This window comes from Planomonospora parontospora (assembly GCA_014647935.1).
Lineage (GTDB): Bacteria > Actinomycetota > Actinomycetes > Streptosporangiales > Streptosporangiaceae > Planomonospora > Planomonospora parontospora.
In genome coordinates this window covers 15,543-39,145 of the sequence record BMQD01000010.1, presented here as the reverse complement: position 1 = coordinate 39,145, position 23,603 = coordinate 15,543, and the positions used below count along the sequence as shown (strand labels likewise).

The 23,603-nt window shown below is 72.8% G+C and carries 22 protein-coding genes; 13 read left to right on the top strand and 9 right to left on the bottom strand.

Annotated features, from left to right (window positions below; genetic code table 11):
• Positions 1-76: 76 nt before the first annotated feature.
• The 3 genes from IEZ07_RS16875 (at position 77) to IEZ07_RS16865 (ending at position 4,675) form a co-directional block, all read left to right on the top strand.
• Positions 77-1,156 carry a DegV family protein gene (locus tag IEZ07_RS16875; RefSeq protein ID WP_239320043.1) on the top strand — a complete coding sequence of 360 codons (1,080 nt, stop codon included), beginning with the start codon at positions 77-79 and terminating at the stop codon, positions 1,154-1,156.
• Between the two features lie 94 nt (positions 1,157-1,250).
• Positions 1,251-2,129, top strand: a complete 879-nt coding sequence (locus tag IEZ07_RS16870) for a ComEA family DNA-binding protein (RefSeq protein ID WP_191895634.1) — start codon at positions 1,251-1,253, stop codon at positions 2,127-2,129.
• Between the two features lie 275 nt (positions 2,130-2,404).
• Positions 2,405-4,675, top strand: coding sequence for a ComEC/Rec2 family competence protein (locus IEZ07_RS16865; protein ID WP_239320040.1), 2,271 nt, complete (start codon positions 2,405-2,407; stop codon positions 4,673-4,675).
• 95 nt (positions 4,676-4,770) lie between these two features.
• On the opposite strand, the gene IEZ07_RS16860 is transcribed toward IEZ07_RS16865, so the two are convergent.
• Positions 4,771-4,923 carry a hypothetical protein gene (locus tag IEZ07_RS16860; protein WP_191895632.1) on the bottom strand — a complete coding sequence of 51 codons (153 nt, stop codon included), beginning with the start codon at positions 4,921-4,923 and terminating at the stop codon, positions 4,771-4,773.
• Between the two features lie 114 nt (positions 4,924-5,037).
• On the opposite strand from IEZ07_RS16860, the gene holA reads away from it, so the two are divergent.
• Positions 5,038-6,009, top strand: coding sequence for a DNA polymerase III subunit delta (gene holA, locus IEZ07_RS16855; RefSeq protein ID WP_204054391.1), 972 nt, complete (start codon positions 5,038-5,040; stop codon positions 6,007-6,009).
• A 178-nt stretch (positions 6,010-6,187) separates the two neighbouring features.
• Here holA and rpsT read toward each other — a convergent pair whose 3' ends face one another.
• Together rpsT and IEZ07_RS16845 are read right to left on the bottom strand one after the other, a co-directional pair.
• Positions 6,188-6,460 carry a 30S ribosomal protein S20 gene (gene rpsT, locus IEZ07_RS16850; protein ID WP_068896890.1) on the bottom strand — a complete coding sequence of 91 codons (273 nt, stop codon included), beginning with the start codon at positions 6,458-6,460 and terminating at the stop codon, positions 6,188-6,190.
• A gap of 146 nt (positions 6,461-6,606) precedes the next feature.
• On the bottom strand, positions 6,607-7,626 hold the full coding sequence (locus tag IEZ07_RS16845; protein WP_191895630.1) for a glycoside hydrolase family 18 protein: 1,020 nt from the start codon (positions 7,624-7,626) through the stop codon (positions 6,607-6,609).
• A 346-nt stretch (positions 7,627-7,972) separates the two neighbouring features.
• On the opposite strand from IEZ07_RS16845, the gene lepA reads away from it, so the two are divergent.
• Positions 7,973-9,811: a translation elongation factor 4 gene (gene lepA, locus IEZ07_RS16840; RefSeq protein WP_191895629.1), complete on the top strand. Its 1,839-nt coding sequence runs from the start codon at positions 7,973-7,975 to the stop codon at positions 9,809-9,811.
• 154 nt (positions 9,812-9,965) lie between these two features.
• On the opposite strand, the gene IEZ07_RS16835 is transcribed toward lepA, so the two are convergent.
• Complete coding sequence (locus IEZ07_RS16835) at positions 9,966-11,243, bottom strand: glycoside hydrolase family 18 protein (protein WP_239320038.1); 1,278 nt, start codon at positions 11,241-11,243, stop codon at positions 9,966-9,968.
• A gap of 213 nt (positions 11,244-11,456) precedes the next feature.
• Between IEZ07_RS16835 and hemW the strand changes: the two genes are divergently transcribed.
• The gene (hemW, locus tag IEZ07_RS16830) at positions 11,457-12,671 is read left to right on the top strand and encodes a radical SAM family heme chaperone HemW (RefSeq protein ID WP_191895628.1); all 1,215 of its coding nucleotides are present in this window, start codon (positions 11,457-11,459) and stop codon (positions 12,669-12,671) included.
• 26 nt (positions 12,672-12,697) lie between these two features.
• On the opposite strand, the gene IEZ07_RS16825 is transcribed toward hemW, so the two are convergent.
• From IEZ07_RS16825 to IEZ07_RS16815, 3 genes are all read right to left on the bottom strand, one after another.
• A complete protein-coding gene (locus IEZ07_RS16825; protein ID WP_191895627.1) occupies positions 12,698-13,441 on the bottom strand; it encodes a DUF4870 domain-containing protein in 744 nt (247 codons plus the stop codon).
• Between the two features lie 25 nt (positions 13,442-13,466).
• Positions 13,467-14,282, bottom strand: coding sequence for a DUF3097 domain-containing protein (locus IEZ07_RS16820; protein ID WP_191895626.1), 816 nt, complete (start codon positions 14,280-14,282; stop codon positions 13,467-13,469).
• 61 nt (positions 14,283-14,343) lie between these two features.
• Positions 14,344-15,096: a hypothetical protein gene (locus tag IEZ07_RS16815; RefSeq protein WP_191895625.1), complete on the bottom strand. Its 753-nt coding sequence runs from the start codon at positions 15,094-15,096 to the stop codon at positions 14,344-14,346.
• Positions 15,097-15,284: 188 nt separating this feature from the next.
• On the opposite strand from IEZ07_RS16815, the gene hrcA reads away from it, so the two are divergent.
• Genes hrcA through IEZ07_RS16800 form a run of 3 tightly spaced genes read left to right on the top strand, consistent with a single transcriptional unit; the run spans position 15,285 to position 18,184 of the window.
• Positions 15,285-16,298: a heat-inducible transcriptional repressor HrcA gene (hrcA, locus tag IEZ07_RS16810; RefSeq protein ID WP_191895785.1), complete on the top strand. Its 1,014-nt coding sequence runs from the start codon at positions 15,285-15,287 to the stop codon at positions 16,296-16,298.
• Between the two features lie 12 nt (positions 16,299-16,310).
• Complete coding sequence (gene dnaJ, locus IEZ07_RS16805) at positions 16,311-17,456, top strand: molecular chaperone DnaJ (protein WP_068896882.1); 1,146 nt, start codon at positions 16,311-16,313, stop codon at positions 17,454-17,456.
• Positions 17,453-18,184 carry a 16S rRNA (uracil(1498)-N(3))-methyltransferase gene (locus tag IEZ07_RS16800; protein WP_191895624.1) on the top strand — a complete coding sequence of 244 codons (732 nt, stop codon included), beginning with the start codon at positions 17,453-17,455 and terminating at the stop codon, positions 18,182-18,184. The genes dnaJ and IEZ07_RS16800 overlap by 4 nt, the downstream gene beginning before the upstream one ends.
• Positions 18,185-18,200: 16 nt before the next feature.
• On the opposite strand, the gene IEZ07_RS16795 is transcribed toward IEZ07_RS16800, so the two are convergent.
• Both IEZ07_RS16795 and IEZ07_RS16790 read right to left on the bottom strand, forming a co-directional pair.
• The gene (locus tag IEZ07_RS16795) at positions 18,201-18,863 is read right to left on the bottom strand and encodes a hypothetical protein (protein WP_191895623.1); all 663 of its coding nucleotides are present in this window, start codon (positions 18,861-18,863) and stop codon (positions 18,201-18,203) included.
• Entirely contained in the window at positions 18,860-19,339 is a 480-nt protein-coding gene (locus IEZ07_RS16790; RefSeq protein WP_068897087.1) for a SigE family RNA polymerase sigma factor, read from the bottom strand. Before IEZ07_RS16790 ends, IEZ07_RS16795 begins: the two co-directional genes overlap by 4 nt.
• A gap of 325 nt (positions 19,340-19,664) precedes the next feature.
• Here IEZ07_RS16790 and IEZ07_RS16785 point away from each other — a divergent pair, with 325 nt between their 5' ends.
• The 4 genes from IEZ07_RS16785 (at position 19,665) to IEZ07_RS16770 (ending at position 23,025) form a co-directional block, all read left to right on the top strand.
• The gene (locus IEZ07_RS16785; protein ID WP_068897086.1) at positions 19,665-20,015 is read left to right on the top strand and encodes a histidine triad nucleotide-binding protein; all 351 of its coding nucleotides are present in this window, start codon (positions 19,665-19,667) and stop codon (positions 20,013-20,015) included.
• A gap of 127 nt (positions 20,016-20,142) precedes the next feature.
• Positions 20,143-21,207, top strand: a complete 1,065-nt coding sequence (locus tag IEZ07_RS16780; protein ID WP_153054195.1) for a PhoH family protein — start codon at positions 20,143-20,145, stop codon at positions 21,205-21,207.
• Positions 21,208-21,241: 34 nt separating this feature from the next.
• Entirely contained in the window at positions 21,242-21,724 is a 483-nt protein-coding gene (gene ybeY, locus IEZ07_RS16775) for an rRNA maturation RNase YbeY (RefSeq protein WP_068896879.1), read from the top strand.
• A complete protein-coding gene (locus IEZ07_RS16770; protein WP_191895622.1) occupies positions 21,721-23,025 on the top strand; it encodes a hemolysin family protein in 1,305 nt (434 codons plus the stop codon). Before ybeY ends, IEZ07_RS16770 begins: the two co-directional genes overlap by 4 nt.
• Positions 23,026-23,603 lie beyond the last annotated feature (578 nt).

Genomic DNA, 23,603 nt, shown 5'->3' with positions numbered 1-23,603 from the left:
GACGGCACTCCGGTACGGAGCACCGCCCGTCCGCTCCACCCCCGATCATGCGATCTCCTGCGGATAATCTCTGGACATGCCACCATCGGTCGCCGTCGTCACCGACTCCACCGCGTACCTCCCACCCGAGGAGGCCGCCGGGCTGGGGATCGTCGTGGTGCCGCTCCAGGTGATCGTCGGCGGCAGGGCCTTCGACGACGGGGTGCGGGCGGGCGGGGCGGAGCCGGGTGGGGGAGGGCGGAGCGGTACGGAGCCGCCGACCGGGGGAGGGCCGGGCGGTACGGGGACGGCCGGCGCGGGCACCGTGGGGGCGGGCGATACGGAGACGGCCGCCGCCGATGCGGGCACCGCGGGAGCGGACGGAGCCGTGCCGGGCGGCGCCGGCGCGGGCAGGCGCGGAACGCGCGGAGGTGGAGCCGGCGGCGGTGAAACGGTCAGGGCGTTCTGGGAGCGGACTCCGGTCACGACCTCCCGCCCCGCGCCCCGGCGTTTCACGGACGCCTACGCCGAGGCGGCCGCCGCCGGCGCCGAGGCGGTGGTCTCCATCCACCTGTCCGGGAAGATGTCGGGCACCGTCGAGGCGGCCAGAGCCGGCGCCGTCGACTCCCCGATCCCGGTGGAGGTCGTCGACAGCGGGTCCGTCGCGATGGGACTCGGCTTCCCGGTCCTCGCCGCGGCGGAGGCCGCCGCGCGGGGGGCGGCCCGTGGCGACGTGGCCGGGGCCGCGCGCCGTCGGATGGCGGAGACCCGCAGCTTCTTCTACCTCGACACCCTGGAGTACCTGCGCAGAGGAGGCCGTATCGGCGCGGCGGCGACCATGCTCGGCTCCGCTCTGATGATCAAACCGCTGCTCCACATCACCGACGGCGTGATCGCCCCCCTGGAGAAGGTGCGTACGGCGAGCCGGGCCATCGCCCGCCTGGAGGACCTCGCGGTCCGGGCCGCCGCGGACGCCGGGCCGGTCGAGGTGGCCGTCCAGCACATCTCCTCCCGTCCCCGGGCCGAGGCGCTGGCCGCACGGCTTCCCGAGCGCCTCCCCGGCCTCGTCAGGGTGGTCGTGGTCGAGGTCGGGGCGGTCCTCGGCGCCCACGCGGGACCGGGCATGCTCGGGGTGACGGTCTCCCCGGTCTCCCCGGTCTCCCCTGTCTCTGCATGACGCCCGTCCACAGGGAGCCCGGGATCCGGCCGGTCGTCCACAGAACCGGATTCGGCCGACGGTCGTGCCGAGGCGGCGGCCTAGCGTTCCGCACGTGGGCACAGATCAGGACAGCGAGCGGTTCCGCGCGGAGTCGCGGCTGCGGACGCTGACGGCGTTCCGCGATCCCGTCGTCGCCGGGCCGGCCACGGGGCCCGGGGCGGATCCCGGCGCCGCCGGCCACGCCGCTGCCGTCGGCGGGACCGGCTCCATCGGTCGCACCGACGCCGGCGGTCCCGGCGGCCGGGCGCCTTCCGTGCCGGTCCCGCCCTCCTTCGAAGCACTCCGGGCGGCTGTCGCCGCCCAGCGTCCCGCGTTCGATCCCGGCCGCCCAGGTCTGAAGGTGCTGCTCCTGGTCGCCCTGGTGGCGGTCGTCGCCGGAGGCGTCCACGCCTGGCGGTCCCAGCCGGAGCCCGAGCCCCTCGCCCCGCCCGCGCCGATGTCCGGCCCCTCCGTCACGGAGGCCGCCGTTCCCCGGCCGCTGCACTCGGCGGTGGCCGAGGTCACCGTCCACGTCGCGGGGAAGGTCCGCCGTCCCGGTGTCGTCGTCCTGCCCGGCGGCTCGCGGGTCGCCGACGCGGTCAGGGCTGCCGGAGGCGCGCGCGGAGGGTCCGCCTCGAGCTCCCTGAACCTCGCCCGGAAGCTCGTCGACGGAGAGCAGATCGTCGTCGGCGCCCCGGCCCGGGGGGTGCCCGGAGCTGCCGGTCCGGCGCTTCCCTCCGATCCCGCTGATCCCGCCGCGATGATCCTCGACCTCAACAGCGCCACGCCGGAGCAACTGGAGGAGCTGCCGGGTGTCGGAGAGGTGCTCGCCCGCCGCATCACCGAATACCGCGACGGCCACGGCGGATTCCGGAGCGTCGAGCAACTTCGCGAGGTCAGCGGCATCGGCGAGCGGAAATACGCCGAGATGAAAGACAAGGTCCGCATATGACTCCGCCCGCCTTTCCCGGTGCCTCTACGACCGGAGCCGGTGGCCGCACCGCCGGGCGCGGTCCCGCTCCCACGCCAGTCCTCCGCTCCGGCCCCGGCCCCGACCCTGACGTCGGCCCCGGCTCCGATCCCGGCCTTGATTCCGGCCCCGGCCACCGTGCGGGAGGCGCCGTCCCAGAGGGCTCGGCGCACGCTCTCCGACTCGTCCTGCCCGCCCTCGCCGCCTGGGCGACCGCGCTCGTCCTCCTGGGCTGTCCGGTTCCGGCGGGCGCCGCGGTGAGCGTCATCGCCGCGGCCGGTGCGCTGCTGGCCGCCGTGCCGGTCCGCCGCGCCGGTGCGCGCCCGGTCAGGAGGGCACCCGGCCCCGCGCCCGCAGGAAGGAACACGGTGATCGCGGTGCTCGGTTGCGTGGCGGCGACGGCCGCGACCGTGACGTTCCGGGTCCACGCCGCCGACACGGGACCGGTGGCGGACCTGGTACGGAAGGGGGCCTCGGCGACGGCGGAAGCGGTGCTGACGGACGATCCCCGGGAGATGAGGGGGCAGGCGTCGGTCTTCCGGAGGGAGAGCTTCGTCGTGCCCGCCAGGATCGAGGCGGTGATCACGGCCGCGGGCAGGACGCGGGTGCGGGCTCCGGTGGTGCTGCTCACCTCGGGGAGGGAGTGGCGGCCCCTGCTGCCGAGTCAGCGGATCGAGATCCGGGGGCGGTTCGGCCCGGCCGAGTCGGGAGAGCTGCTCGCCGCGGTGGTCCTCGTCCGGGACCTGCCGAGGGTGCTGAGCGGGCCGTCGGTGGTGCAGAACGCGGCGGGCGCGTTCCGGGCCGGCCTCCGGGCCGCCGCCGACGTGCTGCCACCGGACCGGCGCGGCCTGCTTCCCGGCCTGGTCGTCGGAGACGTGTCCCGCATGGACGAGGAGGTCAGGGCCGATTTCAAGGCGGCAGGGCTCAGCCACCTGACGGCGGTCAGCGGTGCCAACCTGGCCATCGTGGCCGGGGCCGCGGTCGCGCTGGCCCGGACGGCGGGTCTGCCGCTCGCCGCCAGAGCGGTGCTCGCCGTCCTGGCGATGCTCGCCTTCGCGGTCATCGCCCGGCCGTCGCCCAGCGTGCTCCGGGCCCTCCTCATGGGCTCCGTCGCCGCACTGGCACTCGGCACGGGCCGGTCCCGCGACGGTGTCGCGGCCCTGTCGGTGACCGTCCTGCTGCTGATCCTGTTCGACCCCGCGCTCGCCCGTTCGTACGGCTTCGCCCTGTCCGTGTGCGCCACCGGCGGCATCCTGGTGCTCGCTCCGCGCTGGCGCGACCGGATCTCGGGACGGATGCCCCGGGTGCCCCGCTGGGCGGCCGAGGCGATCGCCGTGCCCGCCGCCGCGCAGGCCGCCGTCACCCCGGTGCTCGTGCTGATGTCGGGTCAGCTCGCCCCCGTCGCGATCCCCGCCAACCTCCTCGCGGGTCCGGCCGTCGCTCCGGCGACCCTGCTCGGCTTCGCCGCCGCGCTGGTCGCACCCGTGCTGATGCCGGCGGCCCGGTTGCTGGTCCATCCGGCGGGGCTGGCGACCGGATGGATCATCGAGGTGGCGGAGCACGCGGCGGGTTTCCCGCTGGCGGTGCTGCCCTGGCCGGCCGGGCTCACCGGGCTGGTCCTGCTGGCCGCCGCCGCGCCGGTGGCCGTCCTGGCGCTGAGGCGCCGCCGGGTGCGGTGGATCGCCGGTGCCCTGGCGGCCGGAGCGCTGGCGGCGGTCGTTCTCGTCGGGCCGGTGGTGTCCCGCTGGCCGCCACGGGACTGGCTGCTGGTGGTCTGCGACGTCGGCCAGGGGGACGCCTTGCTGGTCGCCGCGGGACGGGGCCGGGCGGTGGTCGTGGATGCGGGGCCGGATCCGGTGCAGGTGGACCGCTGTCTGCGCACCATGGGGGTCGAGGCGGTCCCACTGGTCGTCCTGACCCATCCCCACTTCGACCATGTCGGCGGCCTGGACGGTGTGTTCCGCGGGCGCAGGGTGGGCGCCGCGCTGCTCGGCCCCGGTGGGGAGGGGAGGGAGAGCGCGAGGCTGCACGGTGATCTCGACCGGCGCGGGGTCACCCGGTGGACGGCCCGGCCGGGGATGCGCTGGCGCTTCGGGCCGTCCGAGTTCACGGTCATCGGCCCGGTGGAAGAAGGCGGACGGGCCGCCCGCGGTGGAGGGGAGGGGACGGAGGTCAACAACGCCAGTGTCGTGATGCACGTGCGCTGGGCGGCCGGGACGGCGCTGCTCACCGGTGACATCGAGACCGAGGCCCAGGAGGACCTGCTCCGGCGAGGACTCCCGACCGCCGACATCATCAAGATCCCGCATCACGGATCCGGAGGCCACCACCCGGGCTTCTTCGCGGCCTCCGGCGCCCGTGCGGCACTGATCAGCGTCGGGGCGGGCAACGGCTACGGCCATCCGGCCTCCGCGACCCTGGCCCGGCTGAACCGGCTCGGTGTGCGAACCCACCGGACCGACGTGTCGGGGGATCTGGCGGTGGTGCTCCGTGACGGAGGCCTGGCGGTCGTCCCCCGGGGACGCTGAGCCGCCCGCGGCGGGTGCGTCGTCACGGGGGAGGTCCTGGGGGGAGGTGCAGGACCTCGTCCGGGCCGGCCGTCCAGGGGGAGGGCGGGGGTCCTCTAGGCGGGCGTCCTGGCCTGGCGGCGGAACTCGGTGTTCACATCGGCGGCGTAGACCGAGCGCTTGCACCGCGCACAGCGGTACATGATGGGGCCCTCGTCGAGGACCGTTCCGCAGCGCGGGCAGGTGTGACGGCGAATGGTGGACGTCATCATGGTTTTCACCTCCTCTGTCCTCATCTGATACTGCCCCGGAGCGCCTGCACTCCGATTGCGGATGGCTTGCTGATTGCGATTCGGTCGCCGTCACATGGCATGCTGCTCGGCATGGCGGCAACCGATCCAGCACCCGTGACCCTGGTGACCGGCGACGAGGAACTGCTGGCAGACCGCGCGGTGGGCGAGGTGATCGCGGCGGTCCGGGCGGCGGACCCCGGTGCGGACGTCGTCGATCTGGTGGGCGGAAAGGTGGAATCGGGCGAGGTGACCCGCTTGACCTCGCCATCGCTGTTCGGTGACCGCTCCGTGGTGGTCATCCGCTCGGCACAGGACCTGACGAAGGACGTCGTCTCCGAGATCGTCTCCTACGCGGCGGACCCCTCCGACGACGCCGTGCTGGTTCTCGTCCATCCCGGAGGGGTGAAGGGCAAGGCCCTGGTCGACGGGGTGAAGAAGGCCGGAGCCCGGGTGGTCACCGTCAGCAAGCTGACCAAGCCCGCCGAACGGCTGGCCTTCGTGAAGGCCGAACTGAAGCGTGCGGGGCGGACCGTCAGCGCAGACGCGGCCGGAGCCCTGCTCGACGCGGTCGGCAACGACCTGCGGGAGCTCGCGGCGGCCTGCAGTCAGCTCGCCTTCGACACTCCGGGCAAGGCCATCGACGAGGCCGCCGTGGCCCGTTACCACCGGGGCCGGGCGGAGGTCAGCGGGTTCACCGTGGCCGACTCCGCCATCGCGGGCAGACTGGGTGACGCGCTCGAACAGGTGCGGTGGGCCCTGGCCACGGGGACCGCGCCGGTGCTGCTGGTGAGCGCACTCGCCAGGGGGTTGCGCTCGCTGGCCAAGGTGGGCGGAGCCCCGCGCAACCTGCGGGGCGGACAGCTCGCCGCCCACCTCGGCATGCCGCCCTGGCAGGTCGGCCGGGTCCAGGAGCAGCTGAACGGCTGGGGGCCCGTCGGCATCGCGCGTGCGCTCCAGGCGGTCGCCGCAGCGGACGAGCAGGTCAAGGGCGGCGGCGCGGACCCGGCCTATGCGCTGGAGCGGGCCGTGCAGACCATCGTGGCCAGTCGCGACGGCCGCTGACGGCCGTGCCGCGCGAAGCGGCCGGGCCTCGTGCGAGGAGGTCCGGCCCCGCTCAGGGTTCCAGCGGTGCGCGGGCATCCGAGGGCCCGGCCTCCGGGACGGGGAGCGGAGCCGTGGAACGCCGAAGCGCCACGACCCGTTACGGGGCCGCGGCGCTTCGGTGAAGAACCGGGACTGACTACTTGGCGGCCGTCAGGGTGGCGGCGCGCTGGGCGATCGCCGACTTGCGGTTGGCGGCCTGGTTCTTGTGGATGACGCCCTTGCTGGCGGCCTTGTCCAGCTGACGGGAGGCGGCGCGCTGGAGCGCGATGGCCTCGTCGACGTTGCCCTGCTCGGCGGCCTCGCGGAACTTGCGGATCGCCGTCTTGAGGGACGACTTGACAGCCTTGTTGCGCAGCCGGGCCTTCTCGTTCTGCCGGTTGCGCTTGATCTGGGACTTGATGTTCGCCACGAAGAAGCCTCGGTGATGTCGTCGGATGGGGCGCGCGGGCAGAGAGGGCGCGCCACACGCAGTTGAACAGGCTACCAACTGCCCAAGTGGTCGCTCAAATCGACGGCCGGGGCAGAAGGATGCATGTACAGCTTACCGTGCCGGTCTCAGGGCCGGTACCAGGAACCGACGTATTCGGCCCAGTCCTCGTCCGTGGCGGCGAAGTCCACGTAGAGCGCGAGCCCGAACCTCTCTCGCGGCCTTCCGTGGTGGGTCAGCGCCAGCCGCGCGCCCTCGGCCGCCGCGGCGACGCTCTCGGCCGCGTCGCCCCAGGGGAAACCGTGGTCGTGGTAGGCGGGCGCGCCCAGCAGCAGGGTCTTGCCCTCGGGCGCGAGCTCCAGCGCGATCTCGCCCTGCTGCACGACGTAGCCGCCGTAGAGCGAGCCGAGCGGCAGGTAGGAGTCGTAGGTCATGATCGCCACCTGGTCGGTGCGGGCCACGACCTCGCCGAAGTAGTCCCGCAGCCAGTACTTGTCGTGGCCGATGACGGCGCGGGAGACCGGGCGGAGACCGGGGAGGGGCTCGATCTGCGGGGTCGAGGTGGACAGGAGGCCGTCGCCGACGAGGGGGCGGGTCCTGTCCAGCAGGTCGAGGAAGTCCGCGTCGCCGCTGGTGACCGGCTCGAAGTTGTAGTGCACGCCGTCGAACCCGGCGGCCATGACGTCCCGCGCGCCGTCGAGCACACGCTGCCGGGCGGCCGGGTCCCCCAGGTCGAGTCTTCCGCCGTTGACCTTCTGCCCGAGCCAGGCGGAGACGCGGACGTCCGGCAGTTCGGCCCGCCACCATCTCAGCAGATCCCGTGCGTTGGGATACTTCGCGGGCGGGAGTCCCCCGTCGAAGTCGAACGGGCCGGCGTGGACGTAGGCGTCCCGGATCCCGGTGCCGCGCAACCGTACGGCCAGGGCCTTCACGTCGGCCTCGGTCCTGCGGCCGTCCACCCAGGCGTGGCCCAGCCAGAGGGCGTCGTGGCCGGTGCTCCGCGCCCAGGAGGCGGGTGTGCCGGCGAACTGGATCCAGAAGAAGGCGGCGGCCATCGAGGGAAGCGCCAGGAGGACGGCCGTCACCGCGGCGAGCACGCGCAGGCAGCGCCGTACCGTGATCTTTTCCGCCAGCCGGAATTTCGTCATCCGGACATGTCATCCTGACCCGCCCGTTCCGTCAACGAGCGGGCGGCGGGAGCGGCGGGCGGGCGCCGGGGTGGACGGGTACGGCTGAGCGGTACGGCGAGCACCGGGGTGAGCGGCGGGAGGGACGGCTGAGCGGTACGGCGAGCACCGGGGTGAGCGGCGGGAGGGACGGCTGGGCGGTACGGCGAGCGGTGCGTGGACGGCGCCGCGGGTGGTGAGGGAAGCGTGGCGGCGGAACGGCTCGCCCGGCGGCGTGAAGTCATCGCCCCTCTCGCTAAACTTGCTGGGAAGATAGCTGGATTTGCCAGCCCCTTGATCAACATCAATCCCGTCGAAACGGACACCGGTGCGTAATCAGCCTGGCCAGACCGATCCCGCGGTGATCCGCAACTTCTGCATCATCGCGCACATCGACCACGGCAAGTCGACGCTTGCCGACCGCATGCTGCAGCTCACCGGCGTGGTCGACGACCGTTCCATGCGCGCCCAGTACCTCGACCGGATGGACATCGAGCGCGAGCGCGGCATCACCATCAAGTCCCAGGCGGTCCGGCTGCCGTGGAAGGTCGGCGGGACCGACCACGTCCTCAACATGATCGACACCCCGGGGCACGTGGACTTCACCTACGAGGTCTCCCGGTCGCTGCAGGCGTGCGAGGGCGCGATCCTGCTGGTCGACGCGGCGCAGGGGATCGAGGCGCAGACGCTGGCCAACCTCTACCTGGCCATGAACGCCGACATGACGATCATCCCGGTGCTCAACAAGATCGACCTGCCCGCGGCCCAGCCGGAGAAGTACGCCGCGGAGATCGCGCACCTCATCGGCTGCGAGCCGGAGGACGTGCTGAAGGTCTCCGGCAAGACCGGTGCCGGCGTCCGCGAGCTCCTGGACCACGTGGTCGAGCGCGTCCCGGCCCCGGTCGGCGCGGCCGAGGCGCCCGCCCGTGCGCTGATCTTCGACTCGGTCTACGACACCTACCGCGGCGTCATCACCTACGTCCGGGTGATGGACGGCCACCTGGGCAAGCGCGAGCGCATCCTGATGATGTCCACCGCCGCGACCCACGAGACGCTGGAGATCGGCGTCATCTCGCCGGAGCCGAAGATCGCCGACCAGGGCCTCGGCGTCGGCGAGGTGGGCTACCTGATCACCGGGGTGAAGGACGTCCGCCAGTCGCGCGTGGGCGACACCGTGACCTCCGTGGGGCGTCCCGCCGCAGAGGCGCTCGGCGGCTACGAGCACCCCAAGCCGATGGTCTTCTCCGGCCTCTACCCGGTCGACGGCGACGACTACCCGGAGCTGCGCGAGGCCCTCGACAAGCTCCAGCTCAACGACGCCGCCCTGGTCTACGAGCCCGAGACGTCGGCGGCGCTGGGCTTCGGCTTCCGCTGCGGCTTCCTCGGCCTGCTCCACATGGAGATCGTCCGCGAGCGCCTGGAGCGGGAGTTCAACCTCTCGCTCATCTCCACGGCGCCGAACGTGGTCTACCGGGTGATCATGGAGGACGGCAAGGAGGTCGTCGTCACCAACCCGTCGGAGTTCCCCACCGGCAAGGTGGACAAGGTCTTCGAGCCGATGGTGAAGTCGACCGTGCTGGTCCCCTCGGAGTTCATCGGCGCGATCATGGAGCTCTGCCAGAACCGGCGCGGCAACCTGCAGGGCATGGACTACCTGTCGGAGGACCGCGTCGAGATCCGCTACACCATGCCGCTCGGCGAGATCATCTTCGACTTCTTCGACCAGCTCAAGTCCCGCACGCGCGGTTACGCCTCGCTCGACTACGAGCCCTCCGGCGAGCAGGAGTCGGAGCTGGTCAAGGTCGACATCCTGCTGCAGGGCGAGGCCGTCGACGCCTTCAGCGCCATCGTGCACAAGGACAAGGCGTACGGCTACGGCGTCGAGATGGCCAAGAAGCTCCGCGAGCTGATCCCGCGGCAGCAGTTCGAGGTGCCGATCCAGGCCGCCATCGGCGCCCGGGTCATCGCCCGGGAGAACATCCGCGCCATCCGCAAGGACGTCCTCGCCAAGTGCTACGGCGGCGACATCTCCCGTAAGCGCAAGCTGCTGGAGAAGCAGAAGGAGGGCAAGAAGCGGATGAAGATGGTCGGCCGGGTGGAGGTCCCCCAGGAGGCCTTCGTCGCCGCGCTGTCCACCGAGTCCTCCACCGACAAGCCCAAGAAGTAGCGCCGCAGGGCGAGCCGGGGGCGGGCACCGGTCGGTGCCCGCCCCCGGCCTCCGTCTCCCGCGGCGGTTCACACCGCGGGCGACCTCCGGCAGGCCCCCGCGTTCGTGGGCGGGGGTCCCGCGGAGCCGCCTGGGCGGGGGCCCTGCGGAGCCGTCAGCGCAGGACCCTGTACAGCGCCGAGGTGAGCGAGCCCTTGGCGTCGTCCTGGTCGAGCGACCACATCATGGAGCCGCCGAGGCCCTTCAGGCGGACGTAGAGCGCCTTCTGGGTCACGACCGCCGGGTCGTCGTAGGACCAGAACTCGTTGCCGTCGTAGAGCCACATGGCGCCGGTGCGCAGGTCGCGGTAGCGCCTGCCGGGCTTGTTCACCAGTTCCTTGTAGTCGTCGGTGCCGGCGGCCCACTTGCCCTGGGCGGGGCCGGTGCTGGTGCCGTACAGGCCGTTCCTGCCGCCCTTGACGCCCGTCCAGCCCTGGCCGTAGGCGGGCACGCCGACCACGATCTTCCTGGCGGGGGCGCCGCGCGACAGGTAGTCGCGGACGGTCTGGTCCACGCTGTAGGTGAACTCGTGCGGGTCGCGCCGGTCGGTGAACAGGTTGCCGTTGTGACCGGTGACCTTCTCCCACGAGCCCTGCAGGTCGTAGCCCTGGATGTTGCCGAAGGTCAGGTTCCTGAAGACCTCCCGGACGTCGAAGCCCGCGTCGATCTTCGCCGCCGAGGCGGGCAGGTAGGCGGTGATCTCGCTCTTCGGGTCGTACTCGTTCATCTGGCGGCGGAGCTCGGCGAGGAACAGGGTGAAGTTCCACCGGTCCTCGGGCCGGATCACGTTGCCCTCGTTGCCCTCGGAGCCGGGCCACTCCCAGTCGAGGTCGATGCCGTCGAAGACGCCGGCGCCGCTCCCGGCCGGCATGCCGGTCAGGTCGCCCTTGAGCCAGAGGTCGATGCAGGAGGCGGCCAGCTTGCTGCGGCCCTCGGGGGTGAGGACGGCGTCGGAGAAGTACTTCGAGCCGCTCCACCCGCCGAGCGAGATCAGCGCCTTGAGGCCCGGGTGCTTGGCCTTGAGCTCCTTGATCTGGTTCAGGTTGCCCTTGAGCACCTGGTCGGCGGTGTCGCCGACGCCGTCCACGCTGTGCGCGTCGTCCAGCGGCATCTGCCAGTCCGCCCAGGGGTCGGCCGAGACGCAGGCGCCTTCCTCGCTGACGTTGCCGAAGGCGTAGTTGAGATGGGTCAGCTTGGCGGCGGCACCGCTGGTGTCGACGTCCTTGACGAAGAACTGGCGGCCGTAGACGCCCCACTGGATGAAGTAGCCGACCCGCTTGAAGCGCTCGCCGTGGCCGGTCTGCGCCTCGGCGTGGGCGGCGGCGGGGGTGACTGCGGCGGCGAGGCCGGTGGCGATGACCGCCGCGACCATCGGCCGGAGGAATCTCTTCACGGATTCTCCAACGTTCGGGGGGGAGAACTTATAGGAAACTTTCCTTTAAGTTTTCCCGGATCGTAGGCGCGGCCGATCCACGCGTCAACGGCCTGCCGCCGAATTGCTGCGCAGCGATGCGACCCCTCGCCGCGGCCGCGCCGGCGCCCGCCGCCCCCGGAGGCGTACGGCCGGCCGTCCCGGGCACCACGGCGGGGACGGCAGACTTGGGAGGTGCCATCCACACTTCCCGACGGCGATCCCGTACCCTCCTCCGGAGAGCTGCCCGAGAGCGCGCTCGCCGGTCTCGGCACGCGGCCCTTCGGCTTCTACGTCCACGTGCCCTTCTGCGTGACCCGGTGCGGTTACTGCGACTTCAACACCTACACGGCGTCCGAGCTCGGTCCCGGCGCCTCGCACGCGGACTACGCCGGCACCGCGATCGAGGAGGTGCGGCGGGCCCGCGCGATCCTGGGCGGCGCCGGCCCGAGGGTCGAGACCGTGTTCTTCGGCGGCGGCACCCCCACCCTGCTGCCCGCCCGCGACCTGGTGCGGATCCTCGGCGCGATCGACGAGGAGTTCGGCCTGGCCCCGGGCGCCGAGGTGACCACCGAGGCCAACCCCGAGTCCGTCGGCCCGGCCTACCTGGCCGAGCTGAGGCGCGGCGGGTTCACCCGGATGAGCTTCGGCATGCAGAGCGCCCGCGAGCACGTGCTCGCGGTGCTGGACCGCCGGCACACGCCCGGCCGGGCGGTGCAGGCCGTACGGGAGGCCAGGGCCGAGGGGTTCGAGCACGTCAACCTGGACCTGATCTACAGCACGCCGGGGGAGAGCGACGACGACTGGCGGGCCTCGCTGGCCGCGGCGATCGAGGCCGGGCCCGACCACGTGTCGGCGTACTCGCTGATCGTGGAGGAGGGCACCCGGCTCGCCGCCCGGATCCGGCGCGGGGAGCTGCCGATGCCCGACGACGACGTGGCTGCGGACCGCTACCTCATCGCCGAGGAGATGCTCACCGGCGCGGGCTTCGGCTGGTACGAGGTGTCGAACTGGGCGACCTCGCCGCAGGCGCGCTGCCGCCACAACCTGCTCTACTGGACCGGCGGCGACTGGTGGGGCGTCGGCCCCGGCGCGCACAGCCACGTCGGCGGCACCCGGTGGTGGAACGTCAAGCACCCGGCGGCCTACGCCGGGCGCCTGGCCGCGGGGGCCTCGCCCGCGCACGCGCGGGAGGTGCTGGGACCGGAGGACCGCGCGGTGGAGCGGCTGATGCTGGAGCTGCGGCTGGCCGACGGCTTCCCGCTGGCGGGGATCGACCGCCCCATCGTGGTGGCCAGGGCGCTGGGCGGCGGCCTGCTGGAGACCGAGCCGTTCAAGCGGGGCCGCGCGGTGCTGACGCTCCGCGGCCGCCTGCTGGCCGACGCCCTGGTGCGCGACCTGGTCGGCTGATCCGCCCGGCCGCCGCGGGCCGTCCGTCAGCTGACGAAGCGGACGGACATCGGATAGCGGTAGCTCTCCCCGCGGTTGGCCGCCACGGCGGCGAGGACCATGAAGACGACCGACCCGATCCAGATCAGGGGCAGCAGCAGGAAGCCGACGAACACGAACATCAGCACCGAGGCGACGACGTAGGCGATCATCAGGGTGAGCTGGAAGTTCAGCGCCTCGGCGGCCTGGTCCCGCACGTAGGGGGACTCGTCCCGCTTGACCAGGTACATCACCAGGGGGCCGAGGAACCCGGTGAGCAGGCCCAGCAGGTGGGAGACCATGGCCAGGGTGGTGTCGTCGGTGCCGGGACGCGGGCCGTACGACCCGTACCGGCCGTGGCGGCCGTACGGATCGTACGGCCCGTACGGTTCGGGGAAGCCGGGCGCGGGCCGGGCGTAGGGGTCGTGAGCGCCGTAGGGGCCGGGTGCGGCCTGGCCGTACGGGTCGTAGGGATCGGGCACCGCCTGGCCGTACGGGTCGTAGGGATCGGGCACCGCCTGGCCGTAGAGGCCGGGTGCGGGCCGGCCGTACGCGCCGCCGGGCGGGGGCTGGGGTCCGGGGTGGCCGCCGCCGTGGGCGCCGTAACCGCCGGAGCCGTACGGCGAGGCGGGCGGGGGCCGGTGGTCGTGTCCCTGGCCGGGCCGGGCGCCGCCGGAGTCGTATCCCCGGCCGGGTCGCGTCGGGTCGTCTTCTTCGGTCCCGTGCCGGGGCTCCCCGGAATTGTCGCTCATGGACCCTCCTGGTGGGTCTTCGGGATCAGCCGGCCTCGTCGGGGGCCGTCACGAAGTCGATCAGCTCCTCGACCGGGCCGAGCAGCTCCGGCTCGAGGTCAGCATATGTCGCGACCGCCCCGAGGATCCGGCGCCAGGCGTCACCGGGTTCCAGGTCCCAGCCCAGGGCGGCGACGACGCCCTCCTTCCACGGCCGGCCGCGGGGTACGGACGGCCAGGCGGGGATGCCGAGCGCCGACGGCTTGACCGCCTGCCAGACGTCCACGAAGGGGTGGCCGACGACCAGCACGTGCGGGGAGGTGATCCGCTCGGCGATCCGGCTCTCCTTCGACCCGGCGACCAGGTGGTCGACGAGCACGCCCAGCCGGCGGTCCGGGCCGGGCCGGAACTCCTCGACGATCGCGGGCAGGTGGTCGACGCCCTCGAGGTACTCCACGACCACGCCCTCCACCCGCAGGTCGTGGCCCCAGACCCGCTCGACGAGCGCGGCGTCGTGCACGCCCTCGACGTAGATTCGGCTCTCCCGGGCGACGCGGGCGCGCAGCCCCTCCACCGCGATGGAGCCGGAGGCGCTGCGCCGGGGGGCCTTCGGCGCGGAGGCGGGCCGCACCAGGGTGACGACCCGGCCCTCCAGCAGGAACGCGGCGGGCTCGAGCGGGAACACCCGCCGCCGCCCGAACCGGTCCTCCAGGGTGACGGCCTCCTTGTCGCAGGCGACCACCGCACCGCAGAAACCGCCCTCGGCGTCCTCCACGACCAGGTCGGGCTCCGCCGGAACCAGGGGGATCGTCCCCCTGCCCGGCCGCCGCCAGTCGCCCGCCAGCACGTCGCGTTCGTACATCGCCCCTCCTGCGTCCGCGTCGACGCATGGGACGCTAGCAGCGCACGGGGCGGGGCCGCGATCACCCGCGGTAGGGACCGCCCGGCCCCCACCCGCCCACCGGGACGGCGGCGTTGAGCTTGCGGGCGCGGCTCCGCTTCACCAGTACGACGATGGTCACGACGATGGCGAGCAGGACGCCGAAGCCCGGGATCAGGAAGAACGCCGCGACGCCGCCCACGAGGGCGCCGGCGGCCAGCTCGCGGCCCACGCCGAAGCGGGCCTGGCCCTCACCCTCGACGGAGCAGCCGAGTTTGTACTCGCCCGCCTGGTCGACGCCGATCCGGAAGGCCAGCTCCCAGGGGATCCCGTCACTGCCGGTGACGGTCGTCCGCACGGACGAGTTCTCCAGCCGGCCCTGGGTCCCCTCCTGGAAACCGCACTGGAACCTGGTCCCCTGGGCCGCGGAGACGTAGAGGGCGGGGCTCTCGGCCGGGTCCAGCCGCACGGTGAAGACCTCGCCCGGGCCGTAGGAGGCCGGGGGCGCGGCGTCCTCGGCGAAGCTGAGCACGCCGCCGGCGAAGACCGCGATGCCGGCGATCACGGAGACCACCGCGAGCAGCCAGGCGCCCACGATCCAGCCGATGCTCGGGCCCGCCTTCGCCTTCGGCGGCGGCCCCTGCGGGGCGCCGTAGCCGGGCGGGGCGTAGCCGTAGGAAGGGGCGCCGCCGTACGGCTGGGCGGAGGGGTGCTGCGCCGGCTGCTGGGCGGGGTGCTGGGGGGTGCCGGAGGGGGAGGCGAAGCCACCGGAGGGGTTGCCGAAATCGTGTGACATAAGGCAAGTGTGGAGGTTGTCGCTTGTATCCGAATAGCAGTTGACTTGACGACCGTGCGGACCCCGGTTGCGGGCCGCGTCATCCCACCCCGCGGGCGGGAGCCGTACACTGGCACTCGGGAACACCGAGTGCCAGCTCCGGTGTTCTCCGTCCGGGCGCGCAGGGTGCAGGCAGGGAGGTGAGCACGTTGGTCGATGACCGCAAGCTCGCGGTGCTTCGCGCCATCGTCGAGGACTACGTGTCCACCAACGAGCCGGTGGGCTCCAAGGCTCTCGTCGAGCGGCACAACCTGGGCGTGTCGCCCGCGACGATCCGCAACGACATGGCGGTGCTGGAGGAGCAGGGCTACATCGCCCAGCCGCACACCAGCGCCGGACGGGTGCCCACCGACAAGGGCTACCGGCTGTTCGTCGACAGGCTCTCCCAGGTCAAGCCGCTGTCGGGGGCCGAGCGCCGGGCCATCGAGACGTTCCTGGCGGGCGCGGTGGACATCGACGACGTCGTGACGCGCACCGTGCGGCTGCTGGCGCAGCTCACCCGGCAGGTCGCCGTGGTGCAGTACCCGTCGCTGACCAGCTCCACGGTCCGGCACGTCGAGCTGGTCCCGCTGAGCGAGCGCCGGCTGATGTTCGTGCTCATCACCAACACCGGCCGGGTCGAGCAGCGCGTGGTCGAGCTGCCCGACGTGGTGGACGAGGGCCGCGTCGCCCACCTGCGCGCCGTGCTCAACGCCTGCCTGGACGGCTGCGGGCTGACCAGCGTGCCGGACAAGGTCGCCGACCTGCCCGAGCGGCTGCCGGCCGAGGACCGGCCGCTGGCCGCCACGGTCCTGTCGGTGCTCCTGGAGTCCCTGGTGGAGCGCCAGGAAGAGAAGATCGTCTTTGCGGGGGCCGCCAACCTCGCGGGGGCCGACTTCACCGTCGGCCTGCGCGACGTGCTGGAGGCGCTGGAGGAGCAGGTCGTGCTCATGCGCCTGCTCGGCGAGACCTCCGACCCGTCCACACTGACCGTGCGGATCGGTTCGGAGAACCCCTACACCGGGCTGCGGGGGACGTCGATCGTCGCCGCCGGATACGGTTCGGGGGACAAGCAACTGGCCCGGCTCGGTGTGCTGGGGCCGACACGAATGGACTACCCGGTCACGATGGGCGCGGTGCGCGCGGTGGCACGCTACGTCAGCCAGATCCTGGCTGCATCCTAAGAGGTCGACTAAGTGGCTAAGAGTGACTACTACGGCACCCTCGGGGTGCGCCGTGACGCCAGTGCGGAAGAGATCAAGAAGGCCTACCGCCGGCTGGCCCGTGAGCTGCACCCTGACGTGAACCCCGATCCCGCGACCCAGGAGCGGTTCAAGGAGATCACCCAGGCCTACGAGGTGCTGTCCGACCCCGGCAAACGGCAGATGTACGACCTGGGCGGCGACCCGTTCGGCGGGGCCGGCGGCGGCGCGGGGGCCGGCGGGTTCGGCGCGGGCTTCCCGTTCAGCGACATCATGGACGCCTTCTTCGGCACGGCCGCCGGGGGCGGCGGACGCGGCCCCCGGTCCCGGGCCCGCCGGGGGCGCAACGCCACCATCCGGGTCGAGCTCGACCTGCGCGAGTCCGCCTTCGGCACCACCCGCGAGCTGACCGTCGACACCGCCGTGCTCTGCGAGGTCTGCACGGGCTCCGGGGCCGCGGCCGGCACCCACCCCGACACCTGCGACATGTGCAACGGCCGGGGCGAGGTGTCCCAGGTCACCCGCTCCTTCCTGGGCCAGGTCATGACCTCCCGCCCCTGCCCCCAGTGCGGCGGGTTCGGCTCGATCATCCGCCACCCCTGCCAGGAGTGCTCCGGCGACGGCAGGGTCCGCACCCGGCGCACCATCAAGGTCCGCATCCCGGCCGGGGTGGAGGACGGCACCCACATCCAGCTCGCCGGCGAGGGCGAGATCGGCCCCGGCGGCGGCCCGCCCGGCGACCTGTTCCTGGAGATCGTCGAGCGCCCGCACGAGATCTTCGAACGGCGCGGCGACGACCTGCACTGCACCGTGCAGATCCCGATGACGGCGGCCGCGCTCGGCACGATCCTGACCGTGGAGACCCTCGACGGCGCCGAGGAGATCGACGTCCGGCCCGGCACCCAGTCCGGGCAGACCATCTCCCTGTACGGCAGGGGCGTCCAGCGCCTCAACGAGACCGGCCGCGGCGACCTGCTCATCCACGTGAACGTGGAGACGCCGTCCCGCCTCGACCCGGCCCAGGAGGAGCTGCTGAAGGAACTGGCCAGGCTGCGCGGCGAGGAGCGGCCCCCCGGCAAGTTCGCCCCCGGCCAGCAGGGCTTCTTCTCGCGCCTGCGGGACGCGTTCAACGGCCGATGACCGTCCCCGTCTTCCTGGCGGACCCGGCGGACCTGGTCCTGCCCGAGTTCACGTTCGGCGGGCCGGAGGGGCGCCACGCCGCGGCCGTACGGCGGCTGCGGGAGGGCGAGCGGCTCGACCTGACCGACGGGGCGGGCACCGTGGCCGAGTGCGTGGTCCTGGCCCCGGGCAAGGACTCGCTGCGGGTGGAGGTGCTGCGCCGCTACGAGGTGCCCGAGTCCCGGCCGCGCCTGGTCGTGGTCCAGGGGCTGCCCAAGGGCGAGCGCGGCGAGCTGGCCGTGGAGATGATGACGGAGGCCGGGGTCGACGTCATCGTGCCCTGGGCCGCGCTGCGCTGCGTCACCCGGTGGAAGGGCGAGCGGGAGGCCAAGTCGCTGGCGCGGTGGCGCTCCACCGCGCGGGAGGCGGGCAAGCAGTCACGCCGGTTCCGGTTGCCCGAGGTGGCCGCGCCGGCGGGCACGGCCGAGGTGGCCGCGCTGCTGTCGGCTGCGGCGCTGGGGATCGTGCTGCACGAGGAGGCCGACTCGCCGCTCTCGGCGCTGGAGGTGCCGGGCGACGGCGACATCGTCGTGGTCGTCGGGCCCGAGGGCGGGATCGCCGACGAGGAGCTCTCCGCCTTCCGGGCGGCGGGAGCCGTGACGGCGCTGCTCGGGCCGACGGTCCTGCGGACCTCGACCGCCGGGGTCGCCGCCGCGGCGGTGCTCCAGTCGCGCACCGGCCGCTGGTGACCCCGGCCCGCCCGGTCTAACCCCCGATCGGGGTCGGCGTGACCTGCTCCGACGGGAGCGGCGGCTCCGGCTGCGGGGGTTCCTCCACCTGCTGGCAGCCGTCGGCGGGACAGGGGCTCTCCGAGGGCGTCGCGGACTCCGAAGGCGTCGGGGCCGGCGTCGCCGTCTCCTCGCACTCCGCCGGAGGCTCCACCGGGACGGCCTCCGCGGTCGCCGTCGGGCAGGTGGGGGTCGGCGTGGGAGTGGGCTTCCGCGTCGGGTCCGGAGTCGGCTGCGGAGGCGGGCTCGGAGTCGTCCGCCTGCTCTCTTCGGGAGCGGGCGGGGGCGGCGCGCCGGACCTGGTGACGGCGGGCGGGACCTGCCCGTTCTTCGGAGGCAGCGGCCGGGAGGTCCCGGACAGGTCGGTGTGGGCCGGAGTGACGGGCTTGACGTCTCCGGAGAAGGTGATCTGCGCCACCTGCTCGCGCAGGCCGGGGACCACCATGACGACGGAGGCCGCGACGAGCGCGGCCCCCGCGACCGAGGCTCCGGCGCGCCACCAGGTCAGCCGCCGGAGCCCGCGTCGTTCGATGCGAGCGCGGATGATCTCCAGCCCGTCGGGGGAGGGAACGACCGAGTCCGCCTCCGCGCTGAGGGCACGGCGGAGAAGCTCGCCGTACTCGTCGGGGGAGTCGGTCATGACAGTTGCTCCAGTGAGGTTCGTAGGGCGGCCATGCCGCGAGCCGTGTGACTCTTGACCGCGCCTTTGCTGATGCCCATCGCGTCGGCGATCTGCGCTTCGGACAGGTCTCCGTAGTAGCGCAGGACGAGCGCCTCCCGCTGGCGTGCGGGCAGCCCTCGCAGCGCCTCGATGACGGCTGACCGCTCCAGCTCGCCGATCGCGCCGTTCTCGGCGCTCGGCGCGTCGGGCAGGCCCTTGGGGGCGTACTTCTCGACGACCGCCCGGTGCCGGAGCACCGAACGTGATCGGTTGACGACCGACTGGCGCAGGTAGGCCAGTGCCTTGTCGGGATCGCGCAGCCTGCGCCAGGCACCATGAATGGCGACGAACGCGTCCTGCACGACCTCCTCCGCGGTTGCCATGTCGCGGACGAGCAGTACAGCGAGACGCACAAGGGACCGGTAGTGCGCGCTGTAGAGCGCGGTAACGGCCATGTCGGCATCCCACCCGACGGGCACCGCCCCGAGCGACCTGTCGGCCACGAGGGTCTCGGTGGTCACATCAGTGGGACGCTCGGCCTTCCCAGGGGGTTTACGCTCTTCCGGTTCATTAGGGGGCATGACCCTGTCGTGTCCTCGCCAGGCGGCCTCGGGGGGCGGCTCGCAAATGTCTTCCGCCGCAAGTTTCGCACACCCGCCCCGTTCAGGTGGATCTTTCCCGGCCGCCGGGACGGCAGGGAGGACCATTGCCGGACCCCGGCGTGCGGGAGGGCGGCGCATGGGCGGTCCCGGGCGGGGGCGGCGATAGGGTGCCGTCATGGTGAGTGAAGCCGACTGCCTGTTCTGCGGGATCGTCGCCGGGAGGATCCCGGCGGAGATCGTCCACGAGACCGAGCGCACGCTGGCCTTCCGGGACGTCAACCCGCAGGCGCCGACCCACGTCCTGGTGATCCCCAAGGACCACCACCCGACCGCGGCGGCCCTGGCCGCCGCCGACCACGGGCTGGCCGACGAGGTGCTCAGGGCCGCGCACGCGGTCGCCGAGCAGGAGGGCGTCGCGGACTCGGGTTACCGGCTCGTCTTCAACACCGGGCCCGGAGCCGGCCAGACCGTCTTCCACGTCCACGGGCACGTGCTCGGCGGCCGGGATCTGACCTGGCCGCCCGGATAGGGACGGGACGAAACGGGAAGGCGTGATCGCCCCCATCGCGGATACGATGACGGAGAGGGTGCCCTGCGGGGCACTCCCGCACATCCGCCGTCGATGTCTGGAGGCGAACAGGCCGCTAGGCCCGCCCATGTCCGAGTCAAACGATTCCAGCAGAACACCGTCTCCGCGCTCGAAGGGTCCGAGCCGGGTTCAGGCGAAGGTGGTGATCCCGGACGACCACTCGATGCTCAGCATCCTGGGCTCGAGCGACGAGCTGCTGCGGGTCATCGAGAACGCCTTCCGCGCGGACATCCACGTCCGGGGCAACGAGATCACCATCACCGGCAGCCCGGAGGAGAGCAGCATCGTGGTGCGGCTCTTCGAGGAGCTGACCGAGCTGGTCAGCGGAGGCGCCGAGCTGACGGCGGACGCGGTCGAGCGGAGCATCGCGATGCTGCGGATGACCTCCGACCGCCCGGCGGAGGTGCTCTCCCTCGACATCATCTCCTCGCGGGGCCGGACCATCCGGCCGAAGACCGTGAACCAGAAGCGCTACGTCGACGCGATCGACAGGCACACCATCGTCTTCGGCATCGGCCCGGCCGGCACCGGCAAGACCTACCTCGCGATGGCCAAGGCCGTGCGGGCGCTGCAGGAGAAGAAGGTCAACCGGATCATCCTCACCCGCCCGGCGGTCGAGGCGGGCGAGCGGCTGGGCTTCCTGCCCGGCACGCTCTACGAGAAGATCGACCCCTATCTGCGCCCGCTCTACGACGCGCTGCACGACATGCTCGACCCGGACTCGATCCCCCGGCTGATGGCCGCGGGCACGATCGAGGTCGCGCCGCTGGCGTACATGCGCGGGCGCACGCTCAACGACGCCTTCATCATCCTGGACGAGGCGCAGAACACCTCGCCGGAGCAGATGAAGATGTTCCTGACGAGGCTGGGCTTCAACTCGAAGATCGTCGTGACCGGCGACGTGACCCAGGTCGACCTGCCGGGCGGCACGCAGAGCGGCCTGAGGGTCGTGCAGGACATCCTCGACGGCATCGCCGACATCCACTTCTCCAAGCTGACCAGTGCCGACGTGGTCCGCCACAAGCTGGTGAGCGACATCGTGGACGCCTACGGGCGCTACGACGAGACCCTGCGGCAGAGTGCGCCGCAGGCGATCAAGGGCGCGGTCAAGCGCCCCAGGGGGAGACAGTGAGAGAGCGGAGCGGACGATCCGATGGGGTGCTCCGATGAGCATTGAGGTCAACAACGAGTCCGGCGTCGAGGTCGACGAGGGGCTGCTCGTGGCGCTGGCCGGGCACGTGCTGGAGAAGATGGGCATCAACCCGCTCGCCGAGCTGTCCATCCTGGTCGTGGACGAGGGCGCCATGTCCGAGCTGCACGAGCGGTGGATGGGGGAGCCCGGCCCGACCGACGTGCTGGCCTTCCCGATGGACGAGCTGCGCCCCGGCGGCGGCGCCGGAGCCCGGCAGGAGGGCGACGCCCCCGCCGACCCGGCGCTCCTCGGCGACGTGGTGCTCTGCCCGCAGGTGGCCGCCAAGCAGGGGGCCGAGGCCGGGCACGGCACCGAGGCGGAGCTGGAGCTGCTGTGCACGCACGGCATCCTCCACCTGCTCGGCTACGACCACGCGGAGCCCGAGGAGCACAAGGAGATGTTCGGCCTGCAGGGCGAACTCCTCGAGTCCTGGCGGGAGGTGCGCCCCCAGCGGTGAACCTCGCCAACGGGTGGTTGCCCGCGGCCGTCGTCCTCGTCGTGGCCGGCGGCCTGATCGCCAGCGCGGAGACCGCGCTCACCCGCATCTCGCGAGTGCGCGCGGAGGAGTTCCTCCGGGAGGAGCGCCGGGGCGCGGTGCGCCTGCAGGCGATCGTCGCGGATCCGCCGCGCTACCTCAATCTCCTGCTGCTGCTCCGGCTGAGCTGCGAGCTGGTCGCCACGGTGATCGCCACGCTGCTCTTCATCGACTGGCTCGGCGACCAGGGCTGGGCCTACACCGCCGCGGCCGCCGTCATGGTCGTGATCAGCTACGTGATCGTCGGGGTCTCGCCGCGCACGCTGGGCCGCCAGCACGCCGAGCCGATCGCGCTCGCGAGCGCCCCGATCGTGTACGGCCTCACCCGGATCTTCGGTCCCCTCCCCAAGCTGCTCATCCTGCTGGGCAACGCGGTGACGCCCGGCAAGGGGTTCCGGGAGGGGCCGTTCACCTCCGAGGCCGAACTGCGCGACCTGGTCGACCTGGCCGAGCAGCGCAGGGTCATCGAGCCGGACGAGCGGGAGATGATCCACTCGGTCTTCGAGCTCGGTGACACCCTGGTGCGGGAGGTCATGGTGCCGCGCACCGACATGGTGTTCATCGAGCGCGGCAAGACGCTGAACCAGGCCCTCTCGCTCGCGCTGCGCAGCGGCTTCTCCCGCATCCCGGTGGTGGGCGAGAACGAGGACGACGTCATCGGCATCGTCTACCTCAAGGACATCGTCCGCCGGGTGCAGGACACCGGGGACGCGGGCCGCGCCGAGCCGGTGGAGTCGATCATGCGCCCGGCCACCTACGTGCCGGAGAGCAAGCCGATCGACCAGCTCCTCCGCGAGATGCAGGCCCGCCAGATCCACCAGGCCATCGTCATCGACGAGTACGGCGGGACGGCCGGCCTGGTCACCATCGAGGACGTCCTGGAGGAGATCGTCGGAGAGATCACCGACGAGTACGACCAGGAGACTCCCCCCGTGGAGCCGCTGGCCGACGGCTCCGTCCGGGTGACGGCCCGGCTCCCCGTCGGGGACCTGGCCGAGCTGTTCGACGTCGAACTGGACGTGGAGGACGTCGAGACGGTCGGCGGACTGCTGGCGCACGCACTGGGGCGTGTCCCGATCGCGGGCTCGGAGGCCGTGGTGGAAGGGCTCAGCCTGACCGCGGAGAGCCTCGCCGGACGGCGCAACAGGATCGGCACGGTCGTCGTCCGGCGGCTGGAGGAGGCCGGCCAGGACGTGGTGGCGGCCTCCTCCGACCACGACTGAGCGGCCGCCGCGAGCTCGGCACGACTCCGCCGCCCGCCGGATGACTCCGCCGGGAGCCCGCCCGGCACGGTTCCGCCGGCCGGGCTTCCCGCGGAGCCGTGCCGGGCCGTCCCGGAAGGCCGGTCGCGAGCCCGCGGGCGGCGCGGCCCCGTCAAGCCCGCCGCAAGCGTCCTGCAAGCACGCCGCGTCATTGTTTCCCCGCGGCTCCCCCCAGTGGGGGGCCGGAGAGAAGGTCCGAGCGCCGGGGAGGGGTTCGCGGCGCGAAGGGCGGACTCTCGGGGGGAAGGGTGCGCACGGCCGCCGTCCGGCTGCGCGCCGCCCGACCTAAGGGTGTCCTCGTCCGCGTTACGCGGACGAGGACACCCTTAGGTGTTTCCAGGTGATTGTCGTTTTTGTCGAGCGGGAAGGAAGCGGATCGGCGGGGGCGACCACCCCGCGTGACATTCGGGGGAAGCCATGGGGCGGGGGATTCGGGCTGCCGCCGTGATCGCCGTATGGGGGGTTCTGGCGGGGCTCCCGGCGGGGTGCGGCACGGGACCGGCGGCCGGTGGAGGCACGCGCGCGGGTGCGCACGCGGG

Bases quoted from the DNA above. Each gene is read 5' to 3' on its own strand.
- IEZ07_RS16800 (WP_191895624.1), top strand. From the start codon at position 17,453: ATGACCGTCCCCGTCTTCCTGGCGGACCCGGCGGACCTGGTCCTGCCC.
- IEZ07_RS16875 (WP_239320043.1), top strand. From the start codon at position 77: ATGCCACCATCGGTCGCCGTCGTCACCGACTCCACCGCGTACCTCCCA.
- IEZ07_RS16820 (WP_191895626.1), bottom strand. From the start codon at position 14,282: ATGTACGAACGCGACGTGCTGGCGGGCGACTGGCGGCGGCCGGGCAGG.
- IEZ07_RS16795 (WP_191895623.1), bottom strand. From the start codon at position 18,863: ATGACCGACTCCCCCGACGAGTACGGCGAGCTTCTCCGCCGTGCCCTC.
- IEZ07_RS16780 (WP_153054195.1), top strand. From the start codon at position 20,143: ATGTCCGAGTCAAACGATTCCAGCAGAACACCGTCTCCGCGCTCGAAG.
- IEZ07_RS16815 (WP_191895625.1), bottom strand. From the start codon at position 15,096: ATGTCACACGATTTCGGCAACCCCTCCGGTGGCTTCGCCTCCCCCTCC.
- ybeY (WP_068896879.1), top strand. From the start codon at position 21,242: ATGAGCATTGAGGTCAACAACGAGTCCGGCGTCGAGGTCGACGAGGGG.
- holA (WP_204054391.1), top strand. From the start codon at position 5,038: ATGGCGGCAACCGATCCAGCACCCGTGACCCTGGTGACCGGCGACGAG.
- IEZ07_RS16825 (WP_191895627.1), bottom strand. From the start codon at position 13,441: ATGAGCGACAATTCCGGGGAGCCCCGGCACGGGACCGAAGAAGACGAC.
- IEZ07_RS16860 (WP_191895632.1), bottom strand. From the start codon at position 4,923: ATGACGTCCACCATTCGCCGTCACACCTGCCCGCGCTGCGGAACGGTC.
- IEZ07_RS16790 (WP_068897087.1), bottom strand. From the start codon at position 19,339: ATGGCCGTTACCGCGCTCTACAGCGCGCACTACCGGTCCCTTGTGCGT.
- IEZ07_RS16845 (WP_191895630.1), bottom strand. From the start codon at position 7,626: ATGACGAAATTCCGGCTGGCGGAAAAGATCACGGTACGGCGCTGCCTG.